This window comes from Pseudomonas sp. GW101-3H06 (assembly GCF_059424605.1).
This window is the reverse complement of the sequence record NZ_JBWKZO010000001.1, coordinates 2,125,289-2,141,354: the sequence shown is the minus strand read 5'-3', so window position 1 is coordinate 2,141,354 and position 16,066 is coordinate 2,125,289. Positions and strand designations below refer to the sequence as shown.

The window sequence follows — 16,066 nt, the reverse complement described above, 5'->3', positions numbered from 1 at the left end:
GGATACCGGCTGTCGCGCTAATTGCCCTCGGTCACTCAATCGTTGTGTTTGAACACACCCCGTTACATCCGACCTGACCCCCTCGCCTGATCAGTTTTCCGGGACGTTTTGTCCGCGGCCGATTTTGTCCTTACGCGGCGCATGGAAAGGCCGCAGAATCAGCATTTGAACGCATTGACCCAGGTCATGGCGCGTTGCAATGACCCTACGCTTTCTACATACTTGCGGCCGATTTTTAATCCTAATAAAACACCCAAACCGTGGAACCTTAGAATGAGCACAGCAATCAGTCCGACTGCTTATAACTATAAGGTAGTCCGCCAGTTCGCCATCATGACGGTGGTCTGGGGGATCCTTGGCATGGGGCTCGGTGTCTTCATCGCCTCTCAACTGGTCTGGCCGGAATTGAACTTCGGTCTGCCCTGGACGAGCTTTGGACGCCTGCGCCCGTTGCACACAAACCTGGTGATTTTCGCCTTCGGTGGATGCGCACTGTTTGCCACTTCCTACTACGTCGTGCAGCGAACCTGCCAAACGCGACTGATTTCCGACAGCCTCGCCGCCTTCACCTTCTGGGGTTGGCAAGCGGTGATCGTCGGCGCCATCGTTACCTTGCCGCTGGGTTACACCACCACCAAGGAATACGCTGAGCTGGAATGGCCCTTGGCTATTCTGCTGGCCATCGTCTGGGTCACTTACGGTCTGGTGTTCTTCGGCACCATCGTCAAGCGCAAGACCAAGCACATCTATGTGGGCAACTGGTTCTACGGTGCCTTCATCGTCGTGACGGCGATGCTGCACATCGTCAACCACGCTTCCCTGCCCGTCAGTTTCTTCAAGTCGTACTCGGCCTACTCGGGTGCGACCGACGCGATGATCCAGTGGTGGTACGGCCACAACGCCGTAGGCTTCTTCCTGACCACCGGCTTCCTGGGGATGATGTACTACTTCGTGCCGAAACAGGCCGAGCGTCCGATCTATTCCTATCGCCTGTCGATCGTGCACTTCTGGGCGCTGATCACCCTGTACATCTGGGCAGGTCCGCACCACCTGCACTACACCGCTCTGCCGGACTGGGCCCAGTCCTTGGGCATGGCGATGTCGATCATCCTGCTGGCACCGAGCTGGGGCGGCATGATCAACGGCATGATGACCCTGTCGGGCGCCTGGCATAAGCTGCGCACCGACCCGATCCTGCGCTTCCTGGTCGTTTCCCTGGCTTTCTACGGCATGTCGACCTTCGAAGGCCCGATGATGGCGATCAAGACCGTGAACTCGCTGTCGCACTACACCGACTGGACCATCGGCCACGTACACGCCGGCGCCCTGGGCTGGGTAGCGATGATTTCGATCGGCGCGATCTACCACATGATCCCGAAACTGTTCGGTCGTGCACAGATGCACAGCGTCGGTCTGATCAACACGCACTTCTGGCTGGCCACCATCGGTACCGTCCTGTACATCGCTTCGATGTGGGTAAACGGCATCACCCAAGGCCTGATGTGGCGTGCAATCAACGATGACGGCACCCTCACCTACTCGTTCGTCGAAGCGCTGCAAGCCAGCCACCCTGGTTTCATCGTCCGCGCCCTGGGCGGTGCGTTCTTCGCCGCCGGCATGCTGTTCATGGCCTACAACGTGTACCGCACCGTACGCGCCTCGAATCCGGCTGAAGCCGAAGCCGCCGAACAGATCGCTGTAGTTGGAGCTCACTGATGAAGCATGAAGCAGTCGAGAAGAACATTGGCCTGCTGGCCTTCTTCATGGTCATCGCCGTCAGCGTCGGCGGCCTGACCCAGATCGTTCCGCTGTTTTTCCAGGACGTCACCAACAAGCCGGTCGAAGGCATGAAGCCTCGCTCCGCCCTTGAACTGGAAGGCCGCGATATCTACATCGCCAACGGTTGCGTCAGCTGCCACTCGCAGATGATCCGCCCGTTCCGTGCTGAAACCGAACGTTACGGCCACTACTCGGTCGCCGGTGAAAGCGTCTGGGACCACCCGTTCCTGTGGGGTTCCAAGCGTACCGGTCCGGACCTGGCCCGTGTCGGCGGTCGCTACTCCGATGACTGGCAGCGTGCGCACTTGTACAACCCGCGCAACGTGGTGCCCGAATCGAAAATGCCGGCCTACCCGTTCCTCGTGGAAAACAAGCTCGATGGCAAAGACACCGCGAAGAAAATGGAAGTCTTGCGCGCGCTCGGCGTCCCTTACACCGACGAAGACATCGCCGGTGCCAAGGATGCCGTGAAGGGCAAAACCGAAATGGACGCGCTGGTGGCCTATCTGCAAGGCCTGGGCACCATCATCAAAAGCAAACGGTGATCTAAATGGATATCGGGATGATTCGTGGCCTGGGCACCGTTGTCGTGATGGTTGCCTTTATCGGTCTGGCCTTGTGGGTGTTCAGCCCCAAGCGCAAGTCGGAGTTTGAAGACGCGACCTTGCTGCCTTTCGCGGATGATCCCGAAGCCATCAAGCACGTCGAGCAAGCTTCTAGGAGTAACAAAGAATGACTACATTCTGGAGTCTGTACGTCACAGTCCTCAGTCTCGGTACGATCTTTTCCCTGACCTGGCTGCTGCTGTCGACCCGCAAGGGCCAGCGCACCGAGTCCACCGAAGAGACGGTTGGGCACTCCTTCGACGGGATCGAGGAGTACGACAACCCGCTGCCGAAATGGTGGTTCATGCTGTTCGTGGGCACCATCATTTTCGCCCTGGGTTACCTGGTGTTGTACCCGGGCCTGGGCAACTGGAAAGGCCTGCTGCCAGGTTACAACTACCTGGACAACGAGAAGCAGACCGCGTTCGCCAACGGCCAGACCGGCTGGACCGGTGTTCACGAGTGGGAAAAGGAAATGGCCCGTTCGGACGCCAAGTTCGGTCCGATCTTCGCCAAGTTCGCTTCCATGCCAATCGAAGAAGTGGCCAAAGACCCGCAAGCCCTGAAGATGGGTGGCCGCCTGTTCGCCTCCAACTGCTCGGTCTGCCACGGTTCCGATGCCAAGGGCGCTTACGGCTTCCCTAACCTGACCGACGCCGACTGGCGTTGGGGCGGCGAGGCGGAAACCATCAAGGCCACCATCATGGGCGGCCGTCACGCGGTCATGCCGGCGTGGGCTGAAGTGATCGGCGAGCAAGGCGTCAGCGACGTTGCTGCTTTTGTCCTGACCAACCTCGACGGCCGCAAGCTGCCGGAAGGCGCCAAAGCTGACCCGGTTGCCGGCCAGAAGCTGTTCGCTGCCAACTGCGTGGCTTGCCACGGTCCGCAGGGCAAAGGCACCCCAGCCATGGGGGCTCCTGACCTGACCCACCCTGGCGCGTTCATCTACGGTTCGAGCTTCGCTCAACTGCAGCAGACCATCCGTTACGGCCGTCAGGGCCAGATGCCTGCGCAAGAGCAAATGCAGGGCAACGACAAGGTTCACCTGCTGGCCGCTTACGTCTACAGCCTGTCTCACGGCGAGAAGGCTCCGGCGGAAGGTGCCCAGTAAGGCAAACGCTTGATGCAACAAAAAAACGGCCCCACCAATGGGAATTGGCGGGGCCGTTTTGTTTGAGCGATTGAGCCAGCCAACGCAAAACCGTCCATAATTCACAAGTCAATTGATACAGGTCATTACACGGTCAGTTGATTTCCACCAACGTGACCAAAGGTCGCACCCTTGGGCTAGAGCGACAGGCGTATCATTGCGCCACTGCAACACCCCTTTTTGACCGCGGTCGGCACGCACTGACCGAGGCATTTTTCCACTGCCGTGGGATGCAACCGATGAGCAACCAGATTCCGGTACACGACGTTACCCCGCCCGCCAAAAACGGGAACAACACCGTCGACCTCTACGCCTCTCGAGAAAAGATCTACACCCGTGCCTTCACCGGTATTTTCCGCAATCTGCGGATCGCCGGTGGTGCTGTGCTGTTCCTGTTGTATTTCGGTACGGTCTGGCTGAACTGGGGTGGTCACCAGGCTGTCTGGTGGAACCTGCCGGAGCGGAAATTCTTCATCTTCGGCGCTACTTTCTGGCCACAGGACTTCATCCTGCTGTCGGGCATGTTGATCATTGCCGCATTCGGTCTGTTCTTCATCACGGTGTATGCAGGCCGGGTCTGGTGTGGTTATACCTGTCCGCAGAGCGTCTGGACCTGGATTTACATGTGGTGTGAAAAGGTCACCGAAGGCGACCGCAACCAACGCATCAAGCTCGACAAGGCGCCGATGAGCGCCAACAAATTCCTGCGCAAGTTCAGCAAACACACAATGTGGCTGCTGATCGGTTTCGTGACCGGCATGACCTTCGTCGGCTACTTTTCACCGATCCGTGAGCTGACCATCGACTTCTTCACCGGCGAGGCCGATGGCTGGTCCTATTTCTGGGTCGGCTTCTTCACCCTCGCCACGTACGGCAACGCCGGCTGGCTGCGCGAGCAGGTGTGTATTTACATGTGTCCGTATGCGCGCTTCCAGAGCGTGATGTTCGACAAGGACACCTTGATCGTTTCGTACGACCCGCGTCGTGGTGAAGGCCGTGGCCCACGCAAGAAAGGCATCGACTACAAGGCTCAGGGCCTGGGCGACTGCATCGACTGCACCATGTGCGTCCAGGTCTGCCCGACCGGCATCGACATCCGTGACGGCTTGCAAATCGAATGCATCGGCTGCGCCGCCTGCATCGATGCCTGCGACGCCATCATGGACAAGATGGAGTACCCACGCGGCCTGATCAGCTACACCACCGAACACAACCTGTCCGGCCAGAAAACCCATAAACTGCGTCCGCGTCTGATTGGCTATGCCGTGGTGTTGCTGGCAATGATCAGCCTGCTGGTGACCGCGTTCTTCATGCGCTCGCTGGTGGGTTTCGACGTCAGCAAGGACCGTGTGCTGTACCGCGAAAACGCCGAGGGCCGGATTGAAAACGTCTACAGCCTGAAGATCATGAACAAGGATCAGCGCGACCACACCTATGTGCTGGAAGCCACCGGCCTGCCGGACCTCAAGCTGCAAGGCAGGCGCGAGATCAAGGTCGCAGCCGGCGATATCGTCAGCCAGCCGGCCGAGTTGTCCGTGGCCCCGGAACACCTGCCATCGAGCACCAACGAGGTGAAATTCATCCTCAAGGATGCCGACGACGCCAGCATTCACGTTGAAGCCAAGAGCCGATTCATCGGCCCACAAAATCGTTGAGAGAAGTGATCATGCCCGCAGCAACTGCCGCAAGTCCCTGGTACAAGCACCTTTGGCCATGGATCATCATCGGGATCCTGGCCTGCTCGGTGACCCTGACCTTGTCCATGGTGACCATCGCGGTGAACAACCCGGACAATCTGGTCAACGACAACTACTACGAGGCCGGCAAAGGCATCAACCGCTCCCTCGACCGTGAACTGCTGGCGCAGACCCTGTTGATGCGCGCCAGCGTTCACCTGGATGACGTGACCGGCGAAGTCGATCTGCGTCTGAACGGCAACAGCCAACCGAAAACCCTTGAGCTGAACCTGATTTCGCCGACCCAGCCGGAAAAGGACCGCAAGATCGTCCTGACCCGCAGCGAAACCGAACAGGGCCGCTACATCGGTCAGTTGAGCGACAAGATCGAAGGCCGTCGCTTTGTCGAATTGCTGGGAACTCAGGACGATCACATATGGCGCATGTTCGAGGAAGAACTGGTCAGCCATGACAAAGACCTGCTGCTCGGTGATGAACCGTTGCAGGGTGCGGAAGACCTGAAGAAGTAAAAAGCTGCGCTTCGCGCATTCGCGAGCAGGCTCGCTCCCACCGTTGATCACTGTCGTGCTTGATGTTTGAGTACACCGATGATCCATGTGCAAGCGAGCCTGCTCGCGAAGAGGCCCTTTCTGATGACCCGGATTCAGCGGTACCAGTGAATATCCAATGACCACCCCAACCCCCTGCTACCACTGCGCCCTGCCCGTCCCGGCCGGCAGCCGTTTCACAGCGGCGGTCCTGGGGCAAACCCGCGAATTCTGCTGTCCGGGTTGCCAGGCTGTGGCCGAGGCGATAGTCGCGGGCGGGCTGGAAAGCTATTACCAGCATCGCAGCGAAGCGTCGGCCAACCCCGAAGCGCTGCCGGTGCAATTGGTGGATGAACTGGCGCTGTACGATCGCGCCGATGTCCAGCAACCCTTTGTCCGCCATGAAGGCGAACTGGCCGAAACCACGCTGCTGATGGAAGGCATCAGTTGCGCCGCCTGCGGCTGGTTGATCGAGAAACGTCTGCGCGCCCTGCCGGCAGTGGCCGAGGCACGACTGAACCTGTCCAACCATCGCTTGCACGTACGCTGGGCGGATGCGCAGTTGCCGCTCAGTCAAGTGCTCAGCGAGCTGCGCCAGATCGGCTACGCCGCCCACCCTTATCAAGCCGACCGTGCCAGCGAACAATTGGCCAGCGAGAACCGCCTGGCATTGCGCCAGCTCGGCGTGGCCGGTCTGTTGTGGTTCCAGGCGATGATGGCAACCATGGCCACCTGGCCGGAATTCAACATCGACCTCAGCCCTGAGCTGCACGCGATCCTGCGCTGGGTCGCGCTGTTCCTCACCACCCCGATCGTGTTCTACAGCTGCGCGCCGTTCTTCAAGGGCGCCATGCGCGACCTGCGCACCCGTCACCTGACGATGGACGTTTCGGTGTCGCTGGCCATTGGCAGTGCCTACATCGCCGGGATCTGGACCTCCATCACCGGCGTCGGCGAACTGTATTTCGATGCGGTCGGCATGTTTGCGCTGTTCTTGTTGGCCGGGCGTTATCTGGAGCGCCGCGCCCGGGAACGCACCGCCGCCGCCACCGCGCAGTTGGTCAACCTGCTACCGGCCTCCTGCCTGCGCCTGAGCGGCGACGGCCAGAGCGAGCGGATCCTGCTCAGCGAACTGCGGGTGGGCGACCAGGTGCTGGTGCACCCGGGCGCAATCCTCCCGGCTGATGGCAAGATCCTCGACGGCCAGTCGAGCATTGACGAGTCGCTGCTGACTGGCGAATACCTGCCGCAACCCCGTACGCCAGGCGACGCCGTCACTGCAGGCACCCTGAACGTCGAAGGCGCGCTGACCGTGCAAGTCCAGGCGCTCGGCCAGGACACGCGCCTGTCCGCCATAGTCCGTTTGCTGGATCGTGCCCAGGCGGAAAAACCACGACTGGCGCAAATCGCCGACCGCGCCGCGCAATGGTTCCTGCTGCTGACGCTGATCGCGTCCGCCTGTATTGGCCTTTTGTGGTGGGAGCTGGACTCGTCGCGAGCCTTCTGGATTGTGCTGGCGATGCTCGTTGCGACCTGTCCCTGCGCCCTCTCCCTGGCGACACCCACCGCGCTCACCGCCGCCACCGGCACCCTGCACAAACTCGGTTTGCTGCTGACGCGTGGCCATGTGCTCGAAGGCCTGAATCAGATCGACACGGTGATTTTCGACAAGACCGGCACCCTCACCGAAGGACGTCTGGCGCTGCGCTCGATCCGCCCCTTCGGCCCCCTCGACAGCGATCAATGCCTGAGTCTGGCCGCCGCTTTGGAAAACCGCTCCGAACACCCGATCGCCCGCGCCTTCGGTCGCGCGCCACTGGCGGCCGAAGACGTCCACAGCACGCCGGGCCTCGGCCTTGAAGGACGGGTCGGCGAACAGCGCCTGCGCATCGGCCAAGCCGGGTTTGTTTGTGAACTCAGCGGTGCCATCGTGCCATCGATGCCGGATGAGCCTGGCCAATGGCTGCTGCTCGGCGACCAACAAGGCCCCCTGGCCTGGTTCGTGCTCGATGACCGCTTGCGCGTCGATGCCCCGGCCCTGCTGGCCGCCTGCAGGGCACGTGGCTGGCGCACATTGTTGCTGTCGGGTGACAGCTCGCCGATGGTCGCCAGTGTCGCCGCCGAACTGGGTATCGACGAAGCCCGCGGCGGCTTGCGCCCCGATGACAAATTAAAGGTTCTGCAACAGCTGCATCAGCAAGGTCGCAAGGTGTTGATGCTCGGGGACGGGGTCAACGATGTGCCAGTGTTGGCCGCCGCTGACATCAGTGTCGCCATGGGCTCGGCCACCGATCTGGCAAAAACCAGCGCCGACGCTGTGTTGCTGTCCAATCGCCTCGATGCACTGGTGCAAGCCTTCAGCCTGGCCCGGCGCACTCGTCGGGTAATCATCGAGAACCTGCTGTGGGCGGCGCTGTACAATGGCCTCATGTTGCCGTTCGCCGCCCTCGGCTGGATCACGCCGGTGTGGGCTGCGGTCGGCATGTCCATCAGTTCGTTGACCGTGGTGCTCAACGCCCTGCGCCTGACTCGCCTGCCGAGCGCGCCGGCTGTCGGTACCACGCCAGAAACCCGTCCGCTGCCGGCCTGAGCCGCGCGGGCATGGAGTCCAGATGCCAGCTCTTTACGTGATGATCCCGGCCGCGCTGCTGATCGTGGCCATCGCTATCTACATCTTCTTCTGGGCGGTCGACAGCGGTCAGTACGATGACCTCGACGGCCCGGCCCACAGCATCCTGTTCGATGATCAGGATCCGAAGCACACCGCCGCCGTCGATGAGGCCAGCGGCCATCCGGCCAAACCCGACGACAAGGCCCCACCCCATGCTTGAATTGGCGCCGTTGCTGGTGTCTGCGGTGATTCTCGGTCTGCTCGGTGGTGGTCATTGCCTGGGCATGTGTGGCGGCTTGATGGGCGCACTGACCCTGGCGATCCCCAAAGAGCAACGCAGCCGCCGCTTTCGCCTGCTGCTGGCGTACAACCTCGGGCGAATCCTCAGCTATGCCGCCGCCGGCCTGTTGATCGGCCTGGCCGGCTGGGCGGTGGCCAACAGCCCGGCGGCGCTGTTCATGCGCGTGTTCGCTGGACTATTACTGATTGTCATGGGTCTGTACCTGGCGGGCTGGTGGAGTGGGCTGACGCGCATCGAAAGCGTAGGACGCGGGCTGTGGCGGCATATCCAGCCGGTGGCCAACAAACTGCTGCCGGTGTCGAACGTCCCCCGCGCACTGCTTCTGGGAACGCTCTGGGGCTGGCTGCCTTGCGGTCTGGTTTACAGCACCTTGCTGTGGTCGGCCAGCCAGGGCAATGCACTGGACAGCGCATTACTGATGCTGGCATTCGGCCTCGGCACCTGGCCGGTCCTGCTTGCCACAGGGCTGGCGGCGGAACGGGTGACGGCATTGTTGCGCAAACGCAGCGTGCGCATGACCGGTGGATTGCTGGTGATACTGTTCGGTATCTGGACCTTGCCGGGGCCGCATCAGCATTGGCTCATGGGGCATTAGATCGGCGGTGCGCCCTTCGCGAGCAGGCTCGCTCCCACAGGGGAGCGCATTCCAAATGAGGGAGCGAGCCTGCGCGCGAAGAGGTCCGCACCAACGCCACAGATCCCGACCTTGATGCAAATCAAGATCCCCACACCTCCCGCCCCCTAGACTGGCCGCCACTGCCAGCCTATTCCGGGGGATGCCCGCATGATGCTCGACGCCATTCGTTGGGATACCGATCTGATCCGCCGTTATGACCTGGCGGGACCGCGCTACACGTCCTATCCGACCGCCATGCAGTTCCATGGCCAGGTCGGTACCTTCGACCTGCTCCACGCCCTGCGCGACAGCCGCAAGGCCCAGCGCCCGTTGTCGCTGTATGTCCACGTGCCGTTCTGCGCGAACATTTGCTATTACTGCGCCTGCAACAAAGTCATCACCAAGGATCGTGGCCGCGCCCTGCCCTACCTGCAGCGCCTGGAACAGGAAATCCAGCTGATCGCCTGCCATCTCGATCACGCGCAAAAGGTCGAGCAACTGCACTTTGGTGGCGGCACGCCGACGTTTCTCAGCCACGACGAACTGCGCCAGCTGATGGCGCACCTGCGCAAGCATTTCCATTTGCTGGATGACGATTCCGGCGACTACGGCATCGAAATCGACCCTCGTGAAGCCGACTGGTCGACCATGGGCCTGTTGCGCGAACTGGGCTTCAATCGGGTCAGCATCGGCCTGCAAGACCTCGACCCAGCCGTGCAGCGCGCAGTCAATCGCCTGCAAAGCCTGGAGGAAACCCGCGCGGTGATCGACGCCGCCCGCACCCTGCAATTTCGTTCGATCAACATCGACCTGATCTACGGCTTGCCGAGACAGACCCCGGATAATTTCGCCCACACCGTGGAAGAAGTCATCCGCCTGCAACCGGACCGGCTCTCGGTCTTCAACTACGCGCACCTGCCGGAACGCTTCATGCCGCAACGGCGGATCAACAGCGATGAGTTGCCGACGCCAGCGCAGAAGCTGGAAATGCTGCAGCGCACCATCGAACAACTGACCGGCGCCGGTTACCGCTACATCGGCATGGATCACTTCGCCCTGCCTGACGATGAACTGGCGATTGCCCAGGAAGAATCGACCCTGCAACGCAACTTTCAGGGTTACACCACCCACGGGCATTGCGATCTGATCGGCTTGGGCGTATCCGCCATCAGCCAGATCGGCGACTTGTACTGCCAGAACAGCAGCGACTTGAACCAGTACCAGAACGCGTTGGACTCTGCGCAACTGGCCACCAGCCGCGGCTTGTTGTGCAACGCCGATGACCGCCTTCGGCGTGCTGTGATACAACAGTTGATCTGCGATTTCAGTCTGGAGTTCGCCCAAATCGAACAAGCCTTCAACATCGATTTTCAAGGCTATTTCGGCGAACTTTGGCCGCAATTGCAGAGCATGGCCAAGGACGGCCTGATTGAGCTGGATCGCGAAAAAATCACTGTGTTGCCGGCCGGACGCTTGCTGGTGCGCTCGGTGTGCATGGTGTTCGATGCGTACCTGGAACACCACGCCCGCCAGCGGTTTTCACGGGTGATCTAGTGGTGCGACAAAAGCGCCATGCACTGGCCCCGGTATACTCTGCTGAGTTACCCTTACGTCTTATGTGTGTTCTCCCACAAGGATTGAAGAAATGTCCGAGCCAGTAAAACTGCGCGCTCATAACCAGGCCCATTGCAAGGATTGCAGCCTGGCCCCGCTGTGTTTGCCGCTTTCGCTGAATCTGGAAGACATGGATGCGCTGGACGAAATCGTCAAACGTGGCCGCCCGTTGAAAAAAGGTGAGTTTCTGTTCCGCCAGGGCGACACTTTCGACTCCGTTTACGCGGTACGCTCCGGCGCTCTCAAGACCTTCAACCTGAGCGATGCCGGTGAGGAACAGCTCACCGGCTTCCACCTGCCGAGCGAACTGGTCGGCCTGTCGGGCATGGACACCGAAAAGCACCCTGTCTCGGCACAGGCACTGGAAACCACTTCGGTCTGTGAAATTCCCTTCGAACGCCTCGACGAACTGGCCCTGCAATTGCCGCAGTTGCGCCGTCAGTTGATGCGGGTGATGAGTCGCGAGATTCGTGATGACCAACAGATGATGCTGCTGCTGTCCAAAAAGACCGCCGACGAACGCATCGCCACCTTCCTGGTCAACCTGTCGGCACGTTTCCGCGCCCGGGGCTTCTCGGCCAATCAGTTCCGCCTGAGCATGTCGCGCAACGAAATCGGCAACTATCTGGGCCTGGCGGTGGAAACCGTGTCGCGGGTGTTCACGCGCTTCCAGCAGAACGAGCTGATCGCCGCCGAAGGCAAGGAAATCCGCATCCTTGACCCGATCCAGCTGTGCGCTTTGGCGGGTGGTTCGATCGAGGGCTGATTCAAGATGTTGCGGCTGAGCATAAGGGGTCAGCCGCCGTTATAATGCGTCGTTTGCAGCCCTGCCAGGACACCCCCAACGATGGCCTTCGACTCTTTCGACATCAAAGCCCTTATCCGCCCCGTGACCGACTTCCCCAAGCCGGGTGTGATTTTTCGCGACATCACTCCGCTGTTCCAGTCGCCCACGGCCTTGCGCCTGGTGATGGACAGCTTCGCCCATCGTTATGTCGAAGCCGATTTCACCCATATCGGCGCCATGGACGCCCGTGGCTTTCTGATCGGTTCGGTATTGGCCTATCAGCTGAACAAACCGCTGGTGCTGTTCCGCAAGCAAGGCAAACTACCGGCCGATGTCCTGGCCGAAGGCTATGCGACCGAGTACGGCGAAGCCTTTCTCGAAGTGCACGCCGACAGCCTGTGCGAGGGCGACTCGGTGGTGATGTTCGATGACCTGATCGCCACGGGCGGCACCCTGATTGCGGCAGCGAACCTGATTCGCCGCATGGGCGCCCGGGTTCATGAAGCGGCGGCGATCATTGATTTGCCGGAGTTGGGTGGATCGCAGCGTCTCGAAGATATGGGGATTGCGACGTTCTGCCTGACTCAGTTCGCCCTTACCGACAAGTAAGTAACGTCTGTACTGACGTCATCGCCGGCAAGCCAGCTCCTACAGTCGACTTTTGTCATACGCAAAATATGTGTACGCCGAAGCGCCCCTGTGGGAGCGAGCCTGCTCGCGAAAGCGTCAGTAGTCACACCGCAAATCTCAAAGCCCCATCTGCTTGCTGATGATTTCGTTCATCACTTCCCGCGTCCCGCCCCCGATCGAAAGTATCCGGTTATCCCGGTACAGCCGCTCCACCAGACTCTCGCGCATGTAGCCCATTCCGCCCAGGATCTGCACCGCGTCGTGGGTAATCCTGTCCGCCGTGTCGGTGGCGAAATTCTTGGCCATGGAGATCTCTTTGATCACACTCTGCCCCGCAGCCATTTTCGCCGCCTGCCTGTAGGTGAATTCCCTTGAGACTTCCAGTTCTGTGGCCATTTCGGCGAGGCGGTGCTTGATCACCTGAAACTTGCCGATGGGCTTGCCGAAGGCCTCACGCGCCTGTGCCCATTTCAGGCTTTCCTCCAGGGCCAGCTGCGCCGTCATGTTGGCCATCAGGGCCAGCGCCAGGCGTTCGCTCTGGAAATTGCCCATGATGCAGGCAAAGCCCATGTTCTCGCTGCCGATCAGATTGCCCACCGGCACGCGGCAATCATCGAAGAACAGCTCGGCGGTGTCCGATGCCCACCAGCCCATTTTCCTCAACTGCCGCCCCACGGTGAAACCGGGGGCGCCCTTCTCGATCAACAACAGGCTGATGCCCGCGAAACCCGGCTCACCGGTGCGCACCGCGACCGTGTAGTAATCCGCGCGTACGCCACTGGTGATAAAGGTTTTGCTGCCGCTGACCCGGTAAACATCGCCGTCACGCACGGCGCGGGTTTGCAGGTTGGCGACGTCGGAACCGCCGCCGGGTTCGGTGACGGCCAGGGCGCTGATCTTTTCGCCGGACAACACCCGTGGCACGACGTGGTCACGGACTTGTGGCCTGGCCCATTTGAGAATCGGCGGCAGACCGATATCCAACGACCCCAGCCCCGCCACCAGGCCACCTGAACCACAGCGCATCAGCTCTTCGCTGGCGGCAACCTTGGCGAACAAATCACCCTCATGGCTCCCGCCGAGCGTTTCCGGGTAACCGATCCCGAGAATCCCCGCCGCGCCAGCCTTGAGGTAAAGCTCACGGGGAAAGCTTTCAGCTTCTTCCCACTGATCGATGTCAGGAAGAATTTCGCGCTCGACGAATCGTCTGACGCTGTCGCGGACCAATTGGTGGCTGGGATCGAAGTATTCCTGAAAGGCAGGCATCGGCGAACTCCACTGAAGGGTTCAGCGAAGTTAACCGAGCGCTTGCTTGGTTTTCAACAGGATTGTTTGAATCAGAGGGCCGAGGCGCACTCTTCGCGAGCAGGCTCGCGAAGGCGTCATAACAGACGACACACAAACTAAAGCGAAATCGGCTTACGCCCCGCAAACGAATGCGCCAGTGTCCCGCCATCCACCAGCTCCAGCTCACCCCCAAGCGGCACGCCATGGGCAATGCGCGAAGCGATCAGGCCTTTGCTGCTGAGCAACTGGGCGATGTAGTGCGCCGTGGCTTCCCCTTCCACCGTCGGGTTGGTGGCGAGGATCACCTCGGTGAACGTACCCGCTTCCTCGATCCGCGCCATCAACTGAGGAATGCCGATGGCTTCCGGGCCCAGGCCATCGAGGGGCGACAGGTGCCCCTTGAGTACGAAATAGCGACCGCGAAAACCGGTCTGCTCCACGGCGTAGACATCCATCGGTCCTTCCACCACGCAGAGCAGCGTATCGTCGCGCCGGGTATCGGCGCACTGCGGGCAAAGATCATCTTCGGTCAGCGTGCGGCACAAACGGCAATGGCCGACCCCTTCCATGGCCTGGCTCAGGGCCTGCGCCAGTCGCGAGCCGCCGCTACGATCGCGCTCGAGCAACTGCAACGCCATGCGCTGGGCGGTTTTCTGACCCACACCTGGCAAAACGCGCAAGGCATCGATCAGTTGGCGAATCAAAGGGCTGAAGCTCATGGGGGAAAAATCCGACAAAACAACGAGACGCGGTTTATACCCGCGCCTCTGTTAAGCGTCAAATTGCAGCATCAATTAATTCTGGGCGACCCGCACCACCAGTTTGCCGAAGTTGCGTCCTTCCAGCAGGCCGATAAACGCCTGGGGCGCATTTTCCAGGCCATCGACCACATCTTCGCGGAATTTCACCTTGCCGTCGCGCACCCACGGCGCCATGGCGCTGGCGAACTCAGGCTGACGGTCGCCGTAATCGTCGAACACGATAAAGCCCTGAATCCGCACGCGCTTGGTCAGCAGCGTGCGCTGCAATTGCGGCAGGCGATCCGGTCCGCTCGGCGCATCGCTGGCGTTGTAGGAAGCAATCAGGCCACACAGCGGAATCCGCGCCTTGGGGTTGAGTAACGGCACGACTGCGTCGAACACCTTGCCACCGACGTTTTCGTAATAGATGTCGATACCTTGGGGGCACGCTCGAGCCAGTTCATCGACGAAGTCCGGGCTCTTGTGGTCGATGCAGGCATCAAAACCCAGCTCTTGGACCACGTAGCGGCACTTGTCCGCGCCCCCCGCCACACCGACAACCCGCAAGCCCTTGATCTTCGCGACTTGGCCAACCACCGAGCCCACCGCACCGGATGCAGCCGCCACCACCAGGGTTTCACCGGCCTTGGGTTGACCGATGTCCATCAACCCCATATAGGCGGTCATGCCCGGCATGCCCAGGACGCCCAGGGCCATGGACGGGCTGGGCAGCGTCGAGGGAATCGGCATGATGCTGCGACCGTCATTGATGCTGTGGCTTTGCCAGCCCGTGGCACCGACCACCAGATCGCCTTCCTGAAACTTGGGGTTGAGCGAGCGCTCGACCCGACTGACCGCGCCGCCGGTCATCACCTCGCCGATTTCCACCGGGGTTGCATAGGACGGTGCATCACTCATGCGTCCGCGCATGTACGGGTCCAGCGACAGATAAAGGGTTTTGAGCAACACCTGACCGTCCGCCAGATCGGGTAGCGCGACCCGTTCCAGGCGAAAGTTCTCCGGCGTCGGCGCGCCGACCGGGCGCGAGGCCAGGACGATGCGTTGGTTGAGGGTCAATGGATCGGACATGTCAGCGTCTCCTTTGGTCGATGAGTTCGGGGTATGGGGAGCAGACCTTTGTGGCAGTGCGGTGTTCGATGTTTCAACTTTAAGACCGGGTTGTCTGCTTCGCGAGCAGTCTCACTCCCACATTGGAATTCGATCACCTGTGGGAGCAACCCTGCTCGCGAAGGCGATTTAACAGGCTATGCATTTCCAACAGCTGGAAATAAAAATGCCAGGCGCAATGCCTGGCACTTTCATGTAGCCCATCCGAAGCGCTTTGGCGAATCAGAACGGCAGTTTCATGCCCGGTGGCAGTTGCATGCCGGCAGTCATGCTGCCCATTTTTTCCTGGCTGTTGGCTTCGATCTTGCGCACCGCATCGTTAACGGCGGCAGCGACAACGGCTTCCAGCATTTCCTTGTCGTCTTCGCTCATGCCTTCAACCAGACTTGGGTCGATGCTCACGCTCTTGACGTCATGACGACCGGTCATCACCACGGTGACCATATCGCCACCGGCTTTACCGGTGACTTCGGCGTTGGCCAGCTCTTCCTGCATCTTGGCCATTTTTTCCTGCATCTGCTGCGCCTGCTTCATCAGGCCGGCCATGCCACCTTTCATCATGGTATTCACCTCAAAAGTACTTGGATTAAAACG

At 60.6% G+C, this 16,066-nt stretch carries 16 protein-coding genes; 12 read left to right on the top strand and 4 right to left on the bottom strand.

Going from position 1 to position 16,066, the window contains the following annotated elements:
* The first annotated feature begins 273 nt into the window (after positions 1–273).
* The 12 genes from ccoN to AC07ZE_RS09655 all read left to right on the top strand — a co-directional run bounded on the left by ccoN (position 274) and on the right by AC07ZE_RS09655 (position 12,296).
* On the top strand, positions 274–1,716 hold the full coding sequence (gene ccoN, locus AC07ZE_RS09710; protein WP_095197331.1) for a cytochrome-c oxidase, cbb3-type subunit I: 1,443 nt from the start codon (positions 274–276) through the stop codon (positions 1,714–1,716).
* Positions 1,716–2,324, top strand: a complete 609-nt coding sequence (gene ccoO, locus AC07ZE_RS09705) for a cytochrome-c oxidase, cbb3-type subunit II (protein ID WP_095197330.1) — start codon at positions 1,716–1,718, stop codon at positions 2,322–2,324. The genes ccoN and ccoO overlap by 1 nt, the downstream gene beginning before the upstream one ends.
* A gap of 5 nt (positions 2,325–2,329) precedes the next feature.
* Entirely contained in the window at positions 2,330–2,515 is a 186-nt protein-coding gene (locus AC07ZE_RS09700) for a CcoQ/FixQ family Cbb3-type cytochrome c oxidase assembly chaperone (RefSeq protein WP_003175465.1), read from the top strand.
* Positions 2,512–3,495, top strand: coding sequence for a cytochrome-c oxidase, cbb3-type subunit III (gene ccoP / locus AC07ZE_RS09695; protein WP_207263748.1), 984 nt, complete (start codon positions 2,512–2,514; stop codon positions 3,493–3,495). The genes AC07ZE_RS09700 and ccoP overlap by 4 nt, the downstream gene beginning before the upstream one ends.
* 278 nt (positions 3,496–3,773) lie before the next feature.
* Entirely contained in the window at positions 3,774–5,189 is a 1,416-nt protein-coding gene (gene ccoG / locus AC07ZE_RS09690) for a cytochrome c oxidase accessory protein CcoG (RefSeq protein ID WP_207263746.1), read from the top strand.
* Between the two features lie 11 nt (positions 5,190–5,200).
* Positions 5,201–5,740, top strand: coding sequence for a FixH family protein (locus AC07ZE_RS09685; protein ID WP_095197325.1), 540 nt, complete (start codon positions 5,201–5,203; stop codon positions 5,738–5,740).
* A gap of 157 nt (positions 5,741–5,897) precedes the next feature.
* Positions 5,898–8,348, top strand: a complete 2,451-nt coding sequence (locus AC07ZE_RS09680; protein ID WP_207263744.1) for a heavy metal translocating P-type ATPase — start codon at positions 5,898–5,900, stop codon at positions 8,346–8,348.
* Positions 8,349–8,370: 22 nt separating this feature from the next.
* Positions 8,371–8,589: a cbb3-type cytochrome oxidase assembly protein CcoS gene (gene ccoS / locus AC07ZE_RS09675; RefSeq protein ID WP_007933363.1), complete on the top strand. Its 219-nt coding sequence runs from the start codon at positions 8,371–8,373 to the stop codon at positions 8,587–8,589.
* Positions 8,582–9,265, top strand: a complete 684-nt coding sequence (locus AC07ZE_RS09670) for a sulfite exporter TauE/SafE family protein (protein ID WP_207263742.1) — start codon at positions 8,582–8,584, stop codon at positions 9,263–9,265. The genes ccoS and AC07ZE_RS09670 overlap by 8 nt, the downstream gene beginning before the upstream one ends.
* 192 nt (positions 9,266–9,457) lie before the next feature.
* Entirely contained in the window at positions 9,458–10,840 is a 1,383-nt protein-coding gene (gene hemN / locus AC07ZE_RS09665) for an oxygen-independent coproporphyrinogen III oxidase (protein WP_207267789.1), read from the top strand.
* 91 nt (positions 10,841–10,931) lie between these two features.
* Positions 10,932–11,666, top strand: coding sequence for a fumarate/nitrate reduction transcriptional regulator Fnr (gene fnr / locus AC07ZE_RS09660; protein ID WP_095197320.1), 735 nt, complete (start codon positions 10,932–10,934; stop codon positions 11,664–11,666).
* Positions 11,667–11,747: 81 nt separating this feature from the next.
* Positions 11,748–12,296, top strand: coding sequence for an adenine phosphoribosyltransferase (locus AC07ZE_RS09655; RefSeq protein ID WP_207263740.1), 549 nt, complete (start codon positions 11,748–11,750; stop codon positions 12,294–12,296).
* Between the two features lie 138 nt (positions 12,297–12,434).
* Here the strand turns inward: AC07ZE_RS09655 and AC07ZE_RS09650 are convergent, their stop codons facing one another.
* From AC07ZE_RS09650 to AC07ZE_RS09635, 4 genes are all read right to left on the bottom strand, one after another.
* A complete protein-coding gene (locus AC07ZE_RS09650) occupies positions 12,435–13,583 on the bottom strand; it encodes an acyl-CoA dehydrogenase family protein (protein WP_207263738.1) in 1,149 nt (382 codons plus the stop codon).
* A 137-nt stretch (positions 13,584–13,720) separates the two neighbouring features.
* Positions 13,721–14,323 carry a recombination mediator RecR gene (gene recR / locus AC07ZE_RS09645; RefSeq protein ID WP_095197317.1) on the bottom strand — a complete coding sequence of 201 codons (603 nt, stop codon included), beginning with the start codon at positions 14,321–14,323 and terminating at the stop codon, positions 13,721–13,723.
* Positions 14,324–14,398: 75 nt separating this feature from the next.
* Positions 14,399–15,433, bottom strand: coding sequence for an NADPH-dependent curcumin/dihydrocurcumin reductase (gene curA, locus AC07ZE_RS09640; protein WP_207263736.1), 1,035 nt, complete (start codon positions 15,431–15,433; stop codon positions 14,399–14,401).
* A gap of 261 nt (positions 15,434–15,694) precedes the next feature.
* Entirely contained in the window at positions 15,695–16,033 is a 339-nt protein-coding gene (locus tag AC07ZE_RS09635) for a YbaB/EbfC family nucleoid-associated protein (protein ID WP_095197315.1), read from the bottom strand.
* Positions 16,034–16,066 lie beyond the last annotated feature (33 nt).

Bases quoted from the DNA above. Each gene is read 5' to 3' on its own strand.
- ccoN (WP_095197331.1), top strand. From the start codon at position 274: ATGAGCACAGCAATCAGTCCGACTGCTTATAACTATAAGGTAGTCCGC.
- ccoO (WP_095197330.1), top strand. From the start codon at position 1,716: ATGAAGCATGAAGCAGTCGAGAAGAACATTGGCCTGCTGGCCTTCTTC.
- AC07ZE_RS09700 (WP_003175465.1), top strand. From the start codon at position 2,330: ATGGATATCGGGATGATTCGTGGCCTGGGCACCGTTGTCGTGATGGTT.
- ccoP (WP_207263748.1), top strand. From the start codon at position 2,512: ATGACTACATTCTGGAGTCTGTACGTCACAGTCCTCAGTCTCGGTACG.
- ccoG (WP_207263746.1), top strand. From the start codon at position 3,774: ATGAGCAACCAGATTCCGGTACACGACGTTACCCCGCCCGCCAAAAAC.
- AC07ZE_RS09685 (WP_095197325.1), top strand. From the start codon at position 5,201: ATGCCCGCAGCAACTGCCGCAAGTCCCTGGTACAAGCACCTTTGGCCA.
- AC07ZE_RS09680 (WP_207263744.1), top strand. From the start codon at position 5,898: ATGACCACCCCAACCCCCTGCTACCACTGCGCCCTGCCCGTCCCGGCC.
- ccoS (WP_007933363.1), top strand. From the start codon at position 8,371: ATGCCAGCTCTTTACGTGATGATCCCGGCCGCGCTGCTGATCGTGGCC.
- AC07ZE_RS09670 (WP_207263742.1), top strand. From the start codon at position 8,582: ATGCTTGAATTGGCGCCGTTGCTGGTGTCTGCGGTGATTCTCGGTCTG.
- hemN (WP_207267789.1), top strand. From the start codon at position 9,458: ATGCTCGACGCCATTCGTTGGGATACCGATCTGATCCGCCGTTATGAC.
- fnr (WP_095197320.1), top strand. From the start codon at position 10,932: ATGTCCGAGCCAGTAAAACTGCGCGCTCATAACCAGGCCCATTGCAAG.
- AC07ZE_RS09655 (WP_207263740.1), top strand. From the start codon at position 11,748: ATGGCCTTCGACTCTTTCGACATCAAAGCCCTTATCCGCCCCGTGACC.
- AC07ZE_RS09650 (WP_207263738.1), bottom strand. From the start codon at position 13,583: ATGCCTGCCTTTCAGGAATACTTCGATCCCAGCCACCAATTGGTCCGC.
- recR (WP_095197317.1), bottom strand. From the start codon at position 14,323: ATGAGCTTCAGCCCTTTGATTCGCCAACTGATCGATGCCTTGCGCGTT.
- curA (WP_207263736.1), bottom strand. From the start codon at position 15,433: ATGTCCGATCCATTGACCCTCAACCAACGCATCGTCCTGGCCTCGCGC.
- AC07ZE_RS09635 (WP_095197315.1), bottom strand. From the start codon at position 16,033: ATGATGAAAGGTGGCATGGCCGGCCTGATGAAGCAGGCGCAGCAGATG.